This window comes from Micromonospora sp. NPDC003197 (genome assembly GCF_053590565.1).
Window position 1 is genome coordinate 100134 of record NZ_JBSFTE010000002.1, and the last position, 14967, is coordinate 115100.

17 protein-coding genes are annotated in these 14967 nt (G+C 69.9%); 6 read left to right on the top strand and 11 right to left on the bottom strand.

The features are described from left to right. Nucleotides 1-57 precede the first annotated feature (57 nt). The 3 genes from ACWDV4_RS02645 to ACWDV4_RS02655 form a co-directional block, all read right to left on the bottom strand. A complete protein-coding gene (locus ACWDV4_RS02645) occupies nucleotides 58-1206 on the bottom strand; it encodes an Mrp/NBP35 family ATP-binding protein (protein ID WP_449974293.1) in 1149 nt (382 codons plus the stop codon). Nucleotides 1207-1482: 276 nt separating this feature from the next. Continuing rightward, entirely contained in the window at nucleotides 1483-2085 is a 603-nt protein-coding gene (locus ACWDV4_RS02650; protein WP_449974295.1) for a DUF1003 domain-containing protein, read from the bottom strand. Further along, entirely contained in the window at nucleotides 2078-3391 is a 1314-nt protein-coding gene (locus ACWDV4_RS02655; RefSeq protein ID WP_449974296.1) for a magnesium transporter MgtE N-terminal domain-containing protein, read from the bottom strand. Before ACWDV4_RS02655 ends, ACWDV4_RS02650 begins: the two co-directional genes overlap by 8 nt. 32 nt (nucleotides 3392-3423) lie before the next feature. Here ACWDV4_RS02655 and ACWDV4_RS02660 point away from each other — a divergent pair, with 32 nt between their 5' ends. Beyond that, on the top strand, nucleotides 3424-4293 hold the full coding sequence (locus ACWDV4_RS02660) for a PhzF family phenazine biosynthesis protein (protein WP_449974298.1): 870 nt from the start codon (nucleotides 3424-3426) through the stop codon (nucleotides 4291-4293). A 112-nt stretch (nucleotides 4294-4405) separates the two neighbouring features. Here the strand turns inward: ACWDV4_RS02660 and ACWDV4_RS02665 are convergent, their stop codons facing one another. Beyond that, nucleotides 4406-4954: a hypothetical protein gene (locus tag ACWDV4_RS02665; protein WP_449974300.1), complete on the bottom strand. Its 549-nt coding sequence runs from the start codon at nucleotides 4952-4954 to the stop codon at nucleotides 4406-4408. Nucleotides 4955-5077: 123 nt separating this feature from the next. Here ACWDV4_RS02665 and ACWDV4_RS02670 point away from each other — a divergent pair, with 123 nt between their 5' ends. Next, a complete protein-coding gene (locus tag ACWDV4_RS02670) occupies nucleotides 5078-5764 on the top strand; it encodes a MerR family transcriptional regulator (protein WP_449974302.1) in 687 nt (228 codons plus the stop codon). On the opposite strand, the gene ACWDV4_RS02675 is transcribed toward ACWDV4_RS02670, so the two are convergent. After that, entirely contained in the window at nucleotides 5746-6540 is a 795-nt protein-coding gene (locus tag ACWDV4_RS02675; protein WP_449974303.1) for an HAD family hydrolase, read from the bottom strand. The two genes, ACWDV4_RS02670 and ACWDV4_RS02675, sit on opposite strands and share 19 nt — an antisense overlap. 207 nt (nucleotides 6541-6747) lie before the next feature. Between ACWDV4_RS02675 and ACWDV4_RS02680 the strand changes: the two genes are divergently transcribed. Both ACWDV4_RS02680 and ACWDV4_RS02685 read left to right on the top strand, forming a co-directional pair. Continuing rightward, complete coding sequence (locus tag ACWDV4_RS02680; protein WP_449974304.1) at nucleotides 6748-7404, top strand: response regulator transcription factor; 657 nt, start codon at nucleotides 6748-6750, stop codon at nucleotides 7402-7404. 11 nt (nucleotides 7405-7415) lie between these two features. Then, nucleotides 7416-8795 carry an ATP-binding protein gene (locus tag ACWDV4_RS02685; protein ID WP_449974306.1) on the top strand — a complete coding sequence of 460 codons (1380 nt, stop codon included), beginning with the start codon at nucleotides 7416-7418 and terminating at the stop codon, nucleotides 8793-8795. A 63-nt stretch (nucleotides 8796-8858) separates the two neighbouring features. On the opposite strand, the gene ACWDV4_RS02690 is transcribed toward ACWDV4_RS02685, so the two are convergent. The 3 genes from ACWDV4_RS02690 to cutA all read right to left on the bottom strand — a co-directional run bounded on the left by ACWDV4_RS02690 (nucleotide 8859) and on the right by cutA (nucleotide 11089). After that, a complete protein-coding gene (locus tag ACWDV4_RS02690; protein WP_449974663.1) occupies nucleotides 8859-9761 on the bottom strand; it encodes a TAXI family TRAP transporter solute-binding subunit in 903 nt (300 codons plus the stop codon). Nucleotides 9762-9912: 151 nt separating this feature from the next. Next, nucleotides 9913-10608 carry a hypothetical protein gene (locus ACWDV4_RS02695; RefSeq protein WP_449974308.1) on the bottom strand — a complete coding sequence of 232 codons (696 nt, stop codon included), beginning with the start codon at nucleotides 10606-10608 and terminating at the stop codon, nucleotides 9913-9915. A gap of 157 nt (nucleotides 10609-10765) precedes the next feature. Further along, nucleotides 10766-11089, bottom strand: coding sequence for a divalent-cation tolerance protein CutA (cutA, locus tag ACWDV4_RS02700; protein ID WP_449974310.1), 324 nt, complete (start codon nucleotides 11087-11089; stop codon nucleotides 10766-10768). A 233-nt stretch (nucleotides 11090-11322) separates the two neighbouring features. On the opposite strand from cutA, the gene ACWDV4_RS02705 reads away from it, so the two are divergent. Continuing rightward, nucleotides 11323-12276, top strand: a complete 954-nt coding sequence (locus ACWDV4_RS02705; protein ID WP_449974312.1) for an HpcH/HpaI aldolase/citrate lyase family protein — start codon at nucleotides 11323-11325, stop codon at nucleotides 12274-12276. 69 nt (nucleotides 12277-12345) lie between these two features. On the opposite strand, the gene ACWDV4_RS02710 is transcribed toward ACWDV4_RS02705, so the two are convergent. Both ACWDV4_RS02710 and ACWDV4_RS02715 read right to left on the bottom strand, forming a co-directional pair. Continuing rightward, on the bottom strand, nucleotides 12346-12753 hold the full coding sequence (locus tag ACWDV4_RS02710; protein ID WP_449974313.1) for a DUF4190 domain-containing protein: 408 nt from the start codon (nucleotides 12751-12753) through the stop codon (nucleotides 12346-12348). A gap of 63 nt (nucleotides 12754-12816) precedes the next feature. Continuing rightward, entirely contained in the window at nucleotides 12817-13314 is a 498-nt protein-coding gene (locus ACWDV4_RS02715) for a DUF4190 domain-containing protein (RefSeq protein WP_449974314.1), read from the bottom strand. Between the two features lie 188 nt (nucleotides 13315-13502). Here ACWDV4_RS02715 and ACWDV4_RS02720 point away from each other — a divergent pair, with 188 nt between their 5' ends. Further along, complete coding sequence (locus ACWDV4_RS02720) at nucleotides 13503-14342, top strand: SDR family NAD(P)-dependent oxidoreductase (protein WP_449974664.1); 840 nt, start codon at nucleotides 13503-13505, stop codon at nucleotides 14340-14342. Between the two features lie 64 nt (nucleotides 14343-14406). Here ACWDV4_RS02720 and ACWDV4_RS02725 read toward each other — a convergent pair whose 3' ends face one another. Then, nucleotides 14407-14901: a DUF4190 domain-containing protein gene (locus ACWDV4_RS02725; protein ID WP_449974315.1), complete on the bottom strand. Its 495-nt coding sequence runs from the start codon at nucleotides 14899-14901 to the stop codon at nucleotides 14407-14409. Nucleotides 14902-14967: the final 66 nt, after the last annotated feature.

Below are 14967 nucleotides of genomic sequence, written 5' to 3' on the forward strand. Positions count from 1 at the left end.
CCTTCTTATCGCTTTTTGCATAAGAAGGGGCCCTTCCTAACATCAACAGCTAACAGCTCAGCGGCCGGCGGGGCGCAGGCCGAGCGGCTTACCGAGCAGCGACTCCCGCCGCACCGCGAGGCGGTCGGCCACCTGGTTCAACGCGACGGCGGCCGGGGCGGACGGCTCGGCCAACACGATCGGCGTACCGGCGTCGCCGGCCTCGCGTACCCGGGTGTCGAGCGGGATCTGGCCCAGCAGCGGCACCTGGGCGCCAACCACCTGGGTCAGCGACTCGGCGACCGTGGCGCCGCCCCCCGAACCGAAGATTTCCATCCGGGAGCCGTCCGGCATCTCCAGCCACGACATGTTCTCCACCACGCCGACGAGACGCTGATGGGTCTGTAGGGCGATCGCACCGGCCCGCTCAGCGACCTCAGCGGCGGCGGCCTGCGGGGTGGTCACCACCAGGATCTCGGCGTTGGGCAGGAGTTGGGCCAGCGAGATGGCCACGTCACCGGTGCCCGGCGGCAGGTCGAGCAGGAGTACGTCCAGCTCGCCCCAGTAGACGTCGGCGAGGAATTGCTGCAATGCGCGGTGCAGCATCGGACCCCGCCACACGACCGCCGCGTTGCCGGCGGTGAACATGCCGATCGAGATGACCTTCACGCCGTGCGACTGCGGCGGCATGATCATGTCCTCGACCCGGGTGGGGCGGGCCTCGGTACCGAGCATGCGCGGCACCGAGTGACCGTAGATGTCCGCGTCGACCACGCCAACCGACAGTCCCCGGGCGGCCAGGGCGGCGGCCAGGTTGACCGTCACGCTCGACTTGCCGACGCCGCCCTTTCCGCTGGCCACGGCGTAGACCCGGGTCCGTGAACCGGGCTGGGCGAACGGAATGACCGGCTCATCGGTCGCGCCGCCACCGCGCAGTTTCGTCTGGAGGGACTGGCGCTGTTCCGGGCTCATCACGCCAAACTCGATCTCCACCCCGGTCACCCCGGGTACCGCGCCGACGGCGGCGGTGATGTCCGTGCGCAGCTTGTCCTTCAGGGGGCAGCCGGCCACGGTGAGTAGGAGTTCTACCCGTACCACGCCGTCGGGGCCGATCACGGCGGAGCGCACCATGCCCAGATCGGTGATGGGACGGCGGATCTCCGGGTCGTTGACGGTGGCCAGGGCGGCCTGGACCGCTTCCTCGACGGTGCTGGCAGGTGCAGACATGCCCGCAATGTTACGTCGCGGCCTTGGCCGGGCAGCTGCTCACCGGCACCTGGCGGGAGTGACGACCGCGACCCTCCCGGCCCGGCGTGGTGCCCGCCCTGTTGCCGTTGAGTAGGAGGTGGCCCTTCGTGAGTAGTCTGTCCGATCTGTGTAGGCAACTGGAGAATGTCAATTTGAGGCTGGACGCCGTACCCGGCGGGTGCGACGATTCTTCAGGATCGCCGCGCGCCTGGCCCCTTGAGGCGCGCGGCGACCTTGTCTGGGCTGTCGCCAAGGTCACATCGACGGCCGGTCGCCGTCGTCCTCGTCCCGCGGCTCGTCGATCGGATCAGCCCCGGTCTCCGTACGCCCCGGCGCCTGAGCCGCCCGTAGCTTCCGCCGGTCGAGCCGCTGCCGGCGTTGGGCCTGCTCGTCGAGTTCCTCGGCTAGCCGGGACAACTCCGAGCGGACGAAGTCGCGGGTGGCCACCTCGCCGAGCGCGATCCGCAGCGCGGCGATCTCCCGGGTCAAATACTCGGTGTCCGCCTTCTGCAGGGTCGCCCGCCGCCGGTCCTCCTCCGCCGCGACGCGGTCCCGGTCGGCCTGCCGGTTCTGCGCCAGCAGGATCAACGGTGCCGCGTAGGAGGCCTGGAGGGAGAGCATCAGGGTCAGAAAGGTAAAGGTGTACGGGTCGAAGCGCCACTGCGCCGGTGCCAACGTGTTCCACGCCAACCAGGCGAAGATCACGATGCTCATGTAGACGATGAACTTCGCGGTGCCCATGTACCGGGCGATCCCCTCCGACCAGCGGCCAAAGGCCTCCGGGTCGAAGCGGGGCAGGTTGATCCGGCGTGGCTCCCGGGGCTGGTCGAGACGTTCCGTCCGGCGCGGCTCAGCCATCACGGCCGCCCGTCGGTCTGGGGCCGGCGGCCTGCTCCTGGCTCGTCCCCGTACCCACTTGGTCGTCGTCCCCGATCCGGTCCCGCCAGTCTGGCGGCAGCGACTGGTCGAGTACGTCGTCGACGGTGACCGCGCCGACCAGCCGGTTGTTGGTGTCCACGACCGGCATCGCCACCAGGTCGTACATCGCCATCCGGCGGGTGATCTCCGGCAGCGGGGTGCTCGGCTGGAGCGGGTCGAGGTCGTTGACCACCATGCCGCCGAGCAGTTCGGCCGGGGGCTCCCGCAGCAGCCGCTGGAAGTGCACGACGCCGAGGTAGCGCCCGGTGGGGGTGGCCATCGGTGCGCGGACCACGAAGACCTGGGCCGCGACCGCCGGGGAGAGCTGCGGCTCCCGGATCCGGGCCAGCGCCTCGGCGACCGTGGCGTCCGGCGGCAGGATCACCGGTTCGGAGGTCATCACGCTGCCGGCCGTACCGGGCTTGTACTTGAGCAGTTGCCGGACCGGGTCCGCCTCGTCCGGTTGCATCAGGTCGAGCAGCACGTCCCGCTCCGGCAACGGCAGCTCGCTGAGCAGGTCGGCCGCGTCGTCCGGGTCCATCTCCTCCAGTACGTCGGCGGCCCGTTCCCGGCCCAGTGCGGTCAGGATCTCCACCTGGTCGTGTTCGGGTAGCTCGCCGAGGACGTCAGCGAGGCGGGCGTCGTCCAGGGCGGCGGCGACCTCGTTGCGGCGGGTGTCGGTCAGTTCCTGGAGTGCGTTGGCCAGGTCCGCCGGACGCATGTCCTCCAGCACCGCCAGCAGGTTTGCCGTACCCCGGGCCTCGGACACCCCGGTCAGACCGGGAGCCATCTCCCACTCCAGCTGGTGCAGTTGGCCCCGGCGGGTGAGCCGGCCGGTCTGTTCCCGTACGGCCACCCGGGTCAGGGACCATTCGCCGCTACGGCTGGACTCCATCGCCACGTCGACGACGACACCGATGCCGCCGGTCGACTCGATCCGTACCCGCCGGTCGAGTAGCTCTTCGAGGACCAGCAGTTCGTTGGGGCGCTTCTCGAAGCGGCGCAGGTTGAGCATGCCGCTGCCCAGGACCACCGCCTCGGAGTCGATCGAGGTGATCCGGTTGATGGACAGGAAGATCCGTCGACGTAGCGGCATCTCCGCGACCAGTCCGACGACCTGTGGGGATTGTGTCGCGCCGCGTAGCCGGGCCACCGCGTCACGGACCCGGCCCACCTGGTCACCGTTGGGGTCGAACACGGTGAGGCCGGCGAGCCGGGCGATGTAGACCCGGGTCGGCATGGTCACTGGTCAAGCCTAGGTGGCGTAGGTTGATCAGCATGTCGACGTTGGCTTACGAGATTGTGGACGTCTTCACCGACCGGCCGTTCGCAGGTAACCCTCTTGCGGTGGTCTTCGGCGGCGACGGGTTGGCGACCGGGCAGCTGCAGGCGTTGGCTCGGGAGTTCAACCTGTCGGAGACGGTGTTCGTCCTGCCTCCGGTGGCCAGCGGTGCGACGTACCGGGTTCGGATCTTCACACCGGAGCGGGAGCTGCCGTTCGCCGGGCATCCCAGCGTGGGAGCGGCGGTGGCCGCCAGCCGCCGGGGCTTCTTCCCGCCCGGCACGGTCGTCCAGGAGTGTGACGCGGGTCTGCTGCCCATCGAGGTCGCTGGCCAGGCGGCGACCCTGACCGGCGGTACGCCGACCGTCGGTCAGGAGTTGGACCCGGAACTCCTGCTTGCCACCGTCGGGCTGACCATCGACGATCTGGTCGGCCCGACGCCCCGGCTGGCCGGGTGCGGGCTGGAGTTTCCCTATCTGCTGGTCCGCCCGGATGCGGTCGCCCGGGCCCGGCCCGACAGTGCGGTAGCACATCGGTCGGGTGTGGCGCAGGCGAGCGTCTTCGCCTGGCAGCCTGACGAGCGGGTGGCACACGCCCGGGTGTTCGGCTTCGGACTGGGGGTACCGGAGGACCCGGCCACTGGTTCCGCCGCGCTCGGCCTCGGGGTGTGGCTGGTGGCGAGCGGGTTGCTGCCCGGAGAGGGCCGGTCGGCGTACGGCGTACGACAGGGCGTGGAGATGGGCCGCCCGTCCTGGCTGGAGTGCACGGTGACCGCGACCGGCGGGGTGGCGGTCGGGGCGACGGTGGCCGGTGGGGTGCAGCCAATCGCGCACGGCGAGATCGCCGTTCCTCCGTTCATCGGCTGACCAGTCCACGGGTTCCTACTTCCCGATGATCGACTGGCTCAACCCTGCGGGTCGCCGATGACCAGGGGTGAGTCCCGTCTCAGCGGCGCGCACCCACTGGCGGTGGCTCGCCTCAGCGGCGGCGCACCCGGTGTAGCCGGAACGGCTTGCGGGTCGGTCGGGCCGCTGGAGTCGGCCGGGGTGAGGCGGCCAGTGAGCCGTCGGGCAGTGCGTCACCGGCCACCGGCTCACCGGCCGGGGCCAGTCGGCTGAGCACACACTCGGCCGCCCACCGGGCGACCAGATCCGTGGTGCCACCCGAGGCGTTGAGTCGCTTGGCGGCGACCTGGCCGGCAACGGTCGCCCACTGCTCGCTGTCCGGTTGTACCCGGGTCACCTCGGCCGGCCAGGTGACGATCTGTCCGCCGTGGTCACCTCGTAGGGTCACGGTGGCTGTCGAGGTGTCGGCGAGCCCCGGCGCGGACTGCTCGCCGGGGCCACTGACGAAGTGGAGTGCTCCGTCGATCGGTACGCACCAGAGCGCGAGTGCCGGTCCGTCACCGACCGCCACCCAGGCCACCGCGGCCTTCTTGATCGCCTCGTCCACCAGCGGCGGCGTCACCCGCTCGGTCACGTCCTCAGTCACCTCTGCATCCTGCCGCAACCTCGATGCCGGCGACATCCCAGCGGGGCTCCCAAAGCGACTCGGATCTCCTTGCCGAAGACGATGGCCTAGATCAGATCGTTGGATCTTCGCTGTAAGCTTTGGCCGCATTTTCGGCTGTTGCTAAGGACGTACCTTCAAATGCGGTTACGGCCCATCGATCTGGCGCGCGAGCACGGCCTGTCCACGCAGGCGGTGCGCAACTACGAGGAGGCGGGAATCCTGCCGCCGGCCGAGCGCTCGCCGCACGGCTACCGCAGCTACGCACCGCGGCATGCGGCGGCGTTGCGGGCGTTCCTGGCGTTGATCCCCGCACACGGCCACGCGACGGCAGGGGCGATCATGCGGGCCGTGAACGACGGCGCGGTCCGGGACGCATTGCGGCTGATCGACGAGAGTCATGCCCAGCTGGCCGACGACCGACGCACGCTGGAGGCCGTGGAACGGGCGCTGCGCGACCTGGTGCCGCCGCGTGAGCTGGAGCCGGGGGTGACGTCCATCGGGCCGTTGGCGCGGCGGCTCGGCGTCCGGCCGGCGACGTTACGCAAATGGCAACGGGCTGGGCTGATCATGCCCCGCCGCGACCCGCGTACCGGCTATCGCGTCTATACCTCCGCCGACGTACGCGACGTGTTGCTGGCCCACCAGCTGCGCCGGGGCGGGTCCGGGCTGACGCAGATCGCGCAGGTGCTGGAGCAGGTACGGTCGGCGGGCGGACCGGAGCCGCTGCGGGCGACGCTGCGGGAGTGGCACGACCGACTGACGGTGCGAGGGCTGGCGATGCTGGCGGGCGCGGCCGCGCTCGACACCTACCTGGGAAACCCATAGTCCCCCGCCAGGCGGAGACGGCTGTAGGCAGCCAGCCCAGGCCACGGTCCTCCGATGATTCGTCGGAGGAGGGTTCCGCTCTCCGGGAACCGGGGTTGGTCAACCAGTTCGATCACCTCGCCCAGCGAGGTCAGCACCGGACCGTCCCAGCCGGTGTCGGAGTTGAAGGTCAGGTGCCCGCCGAGGTCGGGGGCGGCCAGTCGGACCGCAGCCAGCCCGGCCCGGGTCGCGCCGGTCAGCTCCTGACTGCCGCCGTCGCCGACATACAGGCACTCCCACGGGGGTACGGCCAGCCGGGCACACGCCGCCAGATAGAGAGCCGGGTCAGGTTTGCAGACGCCGAGGCGTACCGAGAGGACCTGGACGTCGAGCAGCGGGGCCACCGGAAGTTGGGGAAGGAAGACCGGCAGCTCGTGCGTACAGTCGCTGATCAGCCCGATCTGTAGGCCCCGCTGGCGGAGCGCGCGCAGCACGGGCATCGCGTCGCTCCGTAGTCGGGTGTCCGCCCGGATCGCCGCGAACCGCGCGTCGACGGCCGTACGCATCGCCGCCGCCGACGGTCGGACGCCGGCCCGTTCGGCGACCCAGCGCAGGGTGGCTTCGGTGTCGCCGATCGCCCCGGTGGCCCGCTGGTAGAAGGACTGGTCGAGTACCTCGACCAGGGTGTCCCGGGAACAGCCGAGGGCCTCGGCGACGGCGGTGTGCCGCCAGCCCCGTTGCACCGGGCAGGTGAGGGTGCCGAAGAAGTCGAACAACACAGCTCGATATCTGGGCACGGTGAACCAGGCCTCCGGAGGGTGAGGGGTGCCGAGGCGTAGATCGCATGATCGTAACGGCATGTCGATCGTCCCATGCCCCCGAGTGACAACCGGGGATCTTGTCTCTGGTTGGCCGGAGGATGGCGATGCCGACGAAGCGGATGATGCCGCCATCGGTGGGTTAACCGGCACAATGACTGCGGTGTACGGGGGAGGGGAGGGCAGGTGCGCATCCTGCTGGTCGAGGATGACACCCGGGTGGCCGCCGCGATGGTTTCCGCGTTGACCCGTCGTGGTTACGACATCGAACACGCGGCGACTGCCGCTGCCGCCCTGGCTGCCGCCCCCTGCGATCTGGTGCTGTTGGACCTGACCCTGCCCGACGGGGACGGCATGGAGGTGTGCCGGAAGCTGCGGGAACGCAGTGCCCAGCTCGGCATCATCGTGGTGACCGCCCGAGGAGAGGAACGCGAGCGCGTGCTCGGCCTGCGGATGGGCGCCGACGACTACGTGGTGAAGCCGTTCTCCATCGTCGAGTTGCAGGCTCGGATCGAAGCGGTACTGCGGCGGGCGGCCATCGCCGCACCCCAGCACACCGTTATCGACCTCGGCCGGGTACGCATCGACGTGCCGGCCCGTATGGTCGCCGTCGACGGGGAGCCGGTGACGTTGACCCGTAAGGAGTTCGACATCCTGGTCTCCCTGGCTCGGCAGCCGGGGCTGGTCGTACCTCGGGATCGGATCCTGTTGGACGTCTGGCAGACCACCTGGGCGGCCCGGCACACCGTGGAGGTGCACGTGGGCTCGCTCCGGGCCAAGCTGGGCGACCCCCGGCTGGTGGAGACCGTGCGCGGGGTCGGCTACCGGCTGCGCGGCGAGTAGCGGGATCCGCGGTGCGCCGACGCTTGGTCACCAGCTACCTGCTGCTGATGGTCCTTGTGCTGCTCGCGTTGGAGACCCCGTTGGCGATCACCCTGGCCAACCGGGAGACCGACCAGGTACGGGCCGACCGGCTCGCCGACGCGACCCGGTTCGCCTCGCTCTCCGGTCCGGCGCTGCGCAGTGGCGCGGTCGGGGCGCTCCGCGCCGAGTTGGACCGTTACGACGAGTTGTACGCCATCGGCGTCTCCGTGGTGGACCGGGAACATCGGACGGTCCTGGTCACGGCGCACTATCCGGGCACGACCGCCCCGGTCGAACCAGCGGCCCGGGCCGCCCTCGCCGGGCAGCAGTTCACCGGGTCCGCAGCGGTCTGGCCGTGGAGTCCCGGACCGCTGGTGGTGGCCGTACCGATAGCCGACGGTGGGGAGGTGCTGGGGGCGGTGATCATCTCCTCGCCGATCACCCGAGTACGCAACACGGTGCGGAACTGGTGGTTGATCCTGGTCGGCGTTGGCGTGCTGGCGGTGCTGGCCTGTGTGTCGACCGCGTTCCGGCTGGCCGGGTGGGTACTGCGGCCGGTCACCGTGCTGGACGCGGTGACCCACGAGATCGCCGGCGGTGACCGGGACGCCCGGGTGCCGCACCAGCTTGGCCCGCCGGAGCTGCGCCGGTTGGCGGCGAGCTTCAACGACATGGCGGACGCGGTCTCCGACGCGATGGAACGGCAGCGGGCCTTCGTCGCGCACGCCAGCCACCAACTGCGCAACCCGCTCACCGCGCTCCGGCTGCGGGTGGAGGAACTCGGGCCGAGCCTGACCGACGAGTACGGCCGCACCGAGCACCAGTTGGCGCTGGAGGAGACCGACCGGCTGGCCGAGGTGTTGGACGGGCTGCTCACGTTGGCCCGGGCCGAGCGGGGGCGGGACCGGTTGGTGGTGGTGGACGCCGCAGCCGTGGCCGTGTCGCGAGCCGCCGCGTGGCAGCCGCTGGCCCGCCATCGGTCCATCACGCTGGAGGTCACCGTGCCGGAGCAGGCGGTACCGGTCCGTGCCGTGCCGACGGCGGTGGACCAGACCCTGGACGCGCTGATCGACAACGCGGTGAAGTTCACCGAGCCGGGCGGTCGGGTCGCGGTGACCGTGGCGCAGGTCGACGGCGGCGTGGCGGTGACCGTACGGGACACCGGGCGGGGAATGACCGCCGACCAGCTCCACCAGGCGACTGAGCGGTTCTGGCGGGCACCGGACGCGCAGAATGTCAGCGGTGCGGGGCTTGGCCTGACCATCGTCGCGGTGCTGGTCGACGTCTCCGGCGGGCGGCTCACCATGCGTCCGGCGAAGCCGCGCGGGCTGGCCGCCACCGTGTGGTTCCAGACCCCCGAGGACGAATGATCGCCACCCGGGACGGGGCTTACCGGAGCAGTCGGGCAGGGCTTACTGAACAGGACGGCCCGGTCAGGGTTTGTTGGATCGGTAGTAGCGGGCCGCGCCGGGGTGCATCGGCAGCGGCTCGGTGGCGATCGCCGACAGTGGGCTCAACCGGGCGGCGGCCGGGTGAGCGGCGGCCAGTTCGTCCCGGCGCTGCATCAGCAGCCGGGTCAACTCGTACACCAGGTTTTCCGGCAGGGTCGGGCCGACGACGAGGAAGTTGGGGTTGGCGATGGTGGTCACCGGATCCAGCCCGTACACCGAGCGGGGGACGTCGCGGGCGACGTACACCTCCCGGTAGGCGTTGCGCAGCGGCTCGATGTACGTGTTGAGGTCGACAAGCCGGATCGGGGTGTCGGCGGCCAGTTCGTGGATGGCGTTCACCGGCAGGCCACCGGAGAAGAAGAAGGCGTCGATCTGTCCGGCGCGCAACGCGGCCACGGAGGCGTCCAGCCCCAACTTCTCGGTACGGATCACCCCGGTCAGCCCGGCGACCGCGAGGAGACGGTTGGCGGTGACCTCGGTGCCGGAACCGGAGGCACCCACCGAGACCCGGCGATCGCGAATGTCGGTCAGCTGGTGGATCGGGCTGTCTGCCCGGGTGACCAGGTGCAGCAGATCGTCGTAGACCCGGGCCATGGACGACACCTGATAGCCGCCGGTCGGCGTGATGGGCAGGACATCGGCCTGGGTGAAACCCAACTCGGCGGTGCCGTTGGCGACCATCGTGACGTTCTGTGCCGAGGCAGCGGTCACCAGCACACTGGCTCGGACGTTGGGTAGCTCCCGGTTGAGGATCGTGGCCAGTGACTGCCCGAAGGCGTAGTAGACCGCAGTGGGACTGCCGGTCGCGATGCGGATATCGATCGGGGTCGGTTCGGTCGGGCGGCAGCCAGCGGCGAGCAGCGTCGTCGCCGTCAGCAGCGCCATCGCGGCGAGCGGAGCGGCGGCGGTGCGCAGCCACGACGAGTTACGGCTCACGTACGGCACACTCCGGCGACGGTCGGGGACGGCGTCGCCAGTCTCGCCTACCCGGCCGATCGCTGCATACCGTGCGAACGGCGGAACAGTCCTCGACGGGTCAGGAGGCGGCGGCCAGTGCGGTCCGGTACGCAGTGCTCTGCATGATTCGCCGCTTGTCCAACCCGGCCGGCACGCTGACCAGGAAACAGCCGGATCGGCGGTCCAGCGAGGCGGTCGCGCCGAGCAGTTGGGCGCTGCGGACGAGCACCCCGGCGAGGTCCTGGTCGTTGACCCGTACCCCGAGGATGTGCTTGTGGATGTGCCGGCCGGCGCCGAGCAGCACCGCACTCCAGGCGGCGGCGGCCAGCCGGGGCCGCCACTGCTGGCGAACGGTTGAGGTGCCGGCGGCGACCGGGCTGTGTAGCGTCTCTCGGGCCTGCCGCCAGGCGAGGTCGATGGTGGCGGTGTACTCCGCCTGACACCGCGCTGGCACCCCAAGTCGGTGCACGGTGTAACGCCGCCGTAGTCCGGCGGTGACGATCTCCTCGTCGACCGGGATCTCCAGGCGACCCATCAGTTGCCGCATCCGCTCGGCGGCGGTCGGCTGGCTGAACTCGACCACGGTTCGGGCGCTGGTCAGCGGCCGGTGATGGGGGCGTTGGCCGTACTGCGTCATGGTCGGTCGGGTGGGCATCGACGCGCAGCGCAGGAGGCAGGCCAGTTCGAAGGCGTCGACCAACGTCGACCAGGCCAGCCGGGTGGGGGGAGTGGTGTTGCCGGGCGGCGCGGTGGCCAGGGTGAGGTGGGCCGACATCGTACGCTCCTAGGGTCGTTCGGGGGTTTCCCAAACGTTGCCGGTTGCATGCGCACGGCGGTACCGGTTCGAGCCAGACTTGAGGGAAACTTGCGGACCGGGGCGGCCCCGCCGCACAGATTACGACGCTGGCCGTGGCTGTTGGCGGCGGGTTCGGCTACCGGTGGCGAGTCTCCTGGTGTATCCAGCTCAGATAGGCCGGATTGCCGGCGGTGATCGGGGTGCAGATCACCTCTGGTACGTCGTACGGGTGGGCGGCGCGCAGGTGCTCGATCAACGCCTCGGCCCGGTCCTCGGTCGTCTTGAACAGCACCAGCCACTCCTCGGCAGCCTGCACCTCGCCGTCCCACCAGTAGGTGCTGGTGATCGGGCCGACGACCTGGCCGCAGGCGGCGAGCCGGGCCTGTACGGCGGATCGGCTGAGCTCGACCGCTGCCGGTTGGGCGTCGACGGTGGTGGAGACCTGCTGGTATCCGGCCATCGGCTGCACTCCTCCCCTGGTCTGACTCGCTCCTGCCGCCGGACGCTAGTCCGCCCCGCTCTGGGCGCAAGTCTGCCCGGTTCCAGGCGTTAGTCTGCCCGCTCCGGGCGGGCAGTGAAATCCTGCACAGGTTGGTTCTCCTGTGTCCCTCGGCACGGTTACCGTGGCGTAACAACCGCCTTTGTGATCGTTAAGTCGAGCCGGGTACGTCCGGCCGGCGAAAGGAGCCCGCGATGGCCAACCTCGGACGCCCCCGCCGGTCCTGTCTGGCCGTACCCGGGTCGAGCGTGAAGATGCTCGGCAAGGCCCAGGGACTCCCGGCCGACCAGGTCTTCCTGGACCTGGAGGACGCGGTGGCCCCGCTGGCCAAGCCGGAGGCACGTAAGAACATCGTCGCGGCGCTCAACGAGGGGGACTGGGCTGGGAAGGCACGGGTGGTACGCGTCAACGACCTGACCACGCCCTGGACCTACCAGGACGTGATCGCGGTGGTCGAGGGTGCCGGCGCCAACCTGGACTGCATCATGCTGCCGAAGGTGCAGACGGCCGCGCACATCGAGTGGCTGGACCTGACCCTCACCCAGTTGGAGAAGACGCTCGGACTGCCGGTGGGTGGGATCGGCATCGAGGCGCAGATCGAGAACGCCGCCGGCCTGGTCAACATGGATGCCATCGCCGCCGCCTCGCCCCGGGTGGAGACGATCATCTTCGGTCCGGCCGACTTCATGGCGTCGATCAACATGAAGTCGCTGGTGGTCGGAGCCCTGATTCCGGACTACCCGGGCGACCCCTACCACTACATTCTGATGCGGATCCTGATGGCCGCCCGGATGCACGACAAGCAGGCCATCGACGGGCCGTTCCTGCAGATCCGCGACGTGGACGGATTCCGGGAGGTGGCGAAGCGCTCGGCCGCCCTCGGGTTCGACGGCAAGTGGGTGCTGCACCCCGGCCAGATCGAGGCGGCGAATGAGGTCTACTCCCCGGCGCAGGACGACTACGACCACGCCGAGTTGATCCTTGACGCCTACGCGCACTACACCTCGGACGCGGGCGGTCGGTTGGGCGCGGTGATGCTCGGCGACGAGATGATCGACGAGGCGTCGCGCAAGATGGCGCTGGTCATCGCGGCCAAGGGGCGGGCCGCCGGAATGACCCGGAAGCGCACCTTCAGCGTCGAGGAATGATCTCGCTTTCGTGGCGGGGCGCGCCGGTCATCATCCCGGCTGCGCCCCGCCACATCGCAGCTGTGTCTGCTAGACAGCGGTCGTGCTGGCGATGAAGCCGCCGATGACCACGAAGTAGACGATCAGGAACAGGATCGTGATCGCGGCCAGCCCGACCCCGATCCAGCCGACGATGATTCCGGCCAGGGCCAAGCCGTCGCCCTCCTCGCCGGTGTTACGGATTTCGGCGCGGCCCCGGTTGCCGAGGTAGACGGCGAGCCCGCCGAGCAGGGTGCAGGTGAAGAGGCTGGCCAGCGCGACGACCAGCGAGGCGATCGCCATGTTGTTCGTCGGACGGCGTACGACGAACTGCGGCCAGGGATAGGGCGGTGGCGGGTACGGCGGTGGGCCAGGAGGCAGGGATGACTCGCCGGGCCCGCCCACAGCGGGTGTCCCGCCAGGTTCGTCGGAACCCTTCGCGACGTCTGGCTGCTCCACCGGACCTCCTCGATGCTGGTCGGATGAGTCCTAATTGCCGTGAGTTCTTGCTGCTGGTCCGGGTCAGTCGGTGGTGCCGTAGCCAGTGGTGCCGTGGGGGGTGGTGGAAGGATCCTGGTTGAACAACCAGACGAACAGCCCGACCCAGGCGAGCGTGGCGATCAGCGCGATGCCGGTCGCGATCCAGCCGACGATGATTCCGGCCAGGGCCATACCGTCGCCGCTTTCCCCCTTCTGCCGGATCTGCCGCCGGGAGACGTGACCGAGGATTGCGCCAATGATGCCGATGAAACCGCCGAGCCCGTAGCCGCAGAGGCCGAAAACGCCGACGATGGACACCACCAGCGCGGCGATCGACATTCCGTTGGTCGGTTGCGCGACGGCGATCATCGGGTAGCCGTACCCGGGATAAGCCCCGACGGGCGTGCCCTCTGCTTTGAACGGCTCTCCACTGACCGGGTATCCACTGACCGGGTATCCACTGGTCGGCTGGTTCGGATCCGGATAGGCGGCAGGCTGCGGGTTGCTTTGGGACGGGTCGTTCCAGTTCGGATAGCTCATTAATGATCTCCGTCTGCAAAGGGTGCGCCGCCAGGGTAGTCGCTCACCGCCAGTGACACTGCCCCCGTTTTTGGGGGGTGTGCGTTGCCCGTACCAGCGGAAGAGGGCAGGATCGCGACATGGCATTCGATGCGCGCGCCGGGGACAGGTCCAGCAGCCGTCTTCGTCGGGATGCGACTCGTCCCGGGCTGGCCCGCCGGCACCGCACCAATCCGTCCGGCGTCGACCCGATGGGGGTCGAGGTTCCGACACCCGAGACGGAGCCGGTCACCATGCGGCTCGATGGCCGGGTGGCGCTGGTCACCGGCGCCGGCAGCCCCGACGGCATCGGGTACGCGACCGCCCGCCGGTTACGTGATCTGGGAGCCAGGGTGGCGATCGTGTCGACCACCCGGCGGATCCACGAGCGGGCCACTGAGCTGGGTGCGACCGGATTCGTCGCCGACCTCACCGACGAGTCGGAGGTGGGGGCACTCGCCGATGCGATCGCCGAGCAGCTCGGCGAGGTGGAGGTGCTGGTCAACAACGCCGGGCTGGCGAGTCGGGCGAGCCCGGAGGTGCTGCGACCGGTCGCGCAGTTGACTTTCGAGGAGTGGCAGGCGGAGATCAACCGCAATCTGACCACGGCGTTCCTGTGCAGCCGGGCGTTCATCGGCGGGATGGCCGAGCGCGGCTGGGGGCGGATCGTGAACCTCGCCGCCACCGCCGGGCCGGTCAACGCGCTACCGACCGAGGCGGCGTACGCGGCGGCCAAGGCCGGGGTGGTCGGGTTGACCCGGGCGCTGGCGATGGAGATGGTCGCCGACGGCGTGACGGTCAACGCGGTGGCCCCGGGCACCATCTACACGGCGGCGTCCACCATGGCCGAGTTGAAGCAGGGCCTCGGCACTCCGGTGGGACGGCCCGGTACGCCGGACGAGGTGGCTGCGGCCATCGTCTTCCTCTGCTCGCCGGCGGCCTCCTACATCACCGGCCAGATGCTGGTGGTGGACGGCGGTAACAGCGTCCGGGAAGCCCAGTTCCGCTAGCCCGACGTCCCTGGTGGGGCCCCGACCTTCCTAGTAGCCCCACGTCCCAAGCAGCCCGACGTGTCTAGTAGGTCGTGCCGCTGTCCGAGCCGGCCCAGAAGATGAGCACTACCCAGGCGCAGCAGGCGATCAGATACAGCCCGGTGAAGATGTAGCTGAGGATCAGGCCCCAGAAGGCGAGCTGGTCGCCCTGCTCGCCGGTCTGCTTGATCTGCTTGCGGGCGATGTGTCCGAGCGCGATGCCGGCCGGAGCGAAGACGAAGGCGAAGACCAGCGACAGGATCGCCAGGACGTTCATGCCTCGGTGTTGCCCCTGGCCAGGTGGGGGATAGCCCGGCTGGCCGTACTGCCCGTACTGGCCGCCGTATTGGCCCGGCTGACCGTATTCGCCGTGCTGACCGCTGGGCTGGCCGGGATGGCCGTATTCGGCGTGCTGGCCGCCGGGCTGGCCAGGTTGCCCGTACGAGGGCTGGGAGCTACCCGACTCGGGCTGTTGCTGCCCGTACGGGTCGGGTGGCCGTTGCGGGTCCTGTGGTTCGTCCGGGTTCGGGTAAGTCATGACAATCGTCCTCCTTGTCCGGACGCTACCGGGAGCGGTGAAGCTTTTCACAGCGGATGCCGGGAC

What these genes read in the sequence shown, in the direction of transcription:
- ACWDV4_RS02670 (WP_449974302.1), top strand. Translation starts at nt 5,078, where the DNA reads ATGCGGTTACGGCCCATCGATCTGGCGCGCGAGCACGGCCTGTCCACG.
- ACWDV4_RS02665 (WP_449974300.1), bottom strand. Translation starts at nt 4,954, where the DNA reads ATGTCGCCGGCATCGAGGTTGCGGCAGGATGCAGAGGTGACTGAGGAC.
- ACWDV4_RS02690 (WP_449974663.1), bottom strand. Translation starts at nt 9,761, where the DNA reads ATGGCGCTGCTGACGGCGACGACGCTGCTCGCCGCTGGCTGCCGCCCG.
- cutA (WP_449974310.1), bottom strand. Translation starts at nt 11,089, where the DNA reads ATGGCCGGATACCAGCAGGTCTCCACCACCGTCGACGCCCAACCGGCA.
- ACWDV4_RS02725 (WP_449974315.1), bottom strand. Translation starts at nt 14,901, where the DNA reads ATGACTTACCCGAACCCGGACGAACCACAGGACCCGCAACGGCCACCC.
- ACWDV4_RS02705 (WP_449974312.1), top strand. Translation starts at nt 11,323, where the DNA reads ATGGCCAACCTCGGACGCCCCCGCCGGTCCTGTCTGGCCGTACCCGGG.
- ACWDV4_RS02645 (WP_449974293.1), bottom strand. Translation starts at nt 1,206, where the DNA reads ATGTCTGCACCTGCCAGCACCGTCGAGGAAGCGGTCCAGGCCGCCCTG.
- ACWDV4_RS02695 (WP_449974308.1), bottom strand. Translation starts at nt 10,608, where the DNA reads ATGTCGGCCCACCTCACCCTGGCCACCGCGCCGCCCGGCAACACCACT.
- ACWDV4_RS02715 (WP_449974314.1), bottom strand. Translation starts at nt 13,314, where the DNA reads ATGAGCTATCCGAACTGGAACGACCCGTCCCAAAGCAACCCGCAGCCT.
- ACWDV4_RS02660 (WP_449974298.1), top strand. Translation starts at nt 3,424, where the DNA reads ATGTCGACGTTGGCTTACGAGATTGTGGACGTCTTCACCGACCGGCCG.
- ACWDV4_RS02650 (WP_449974295.1), bottom strand. Translation starts at nt 2,085, where the DNA reads ATGGCTGAGCCGCGCCGGACGGAACGTCTCGACCAGCCCCGGGAGCCA.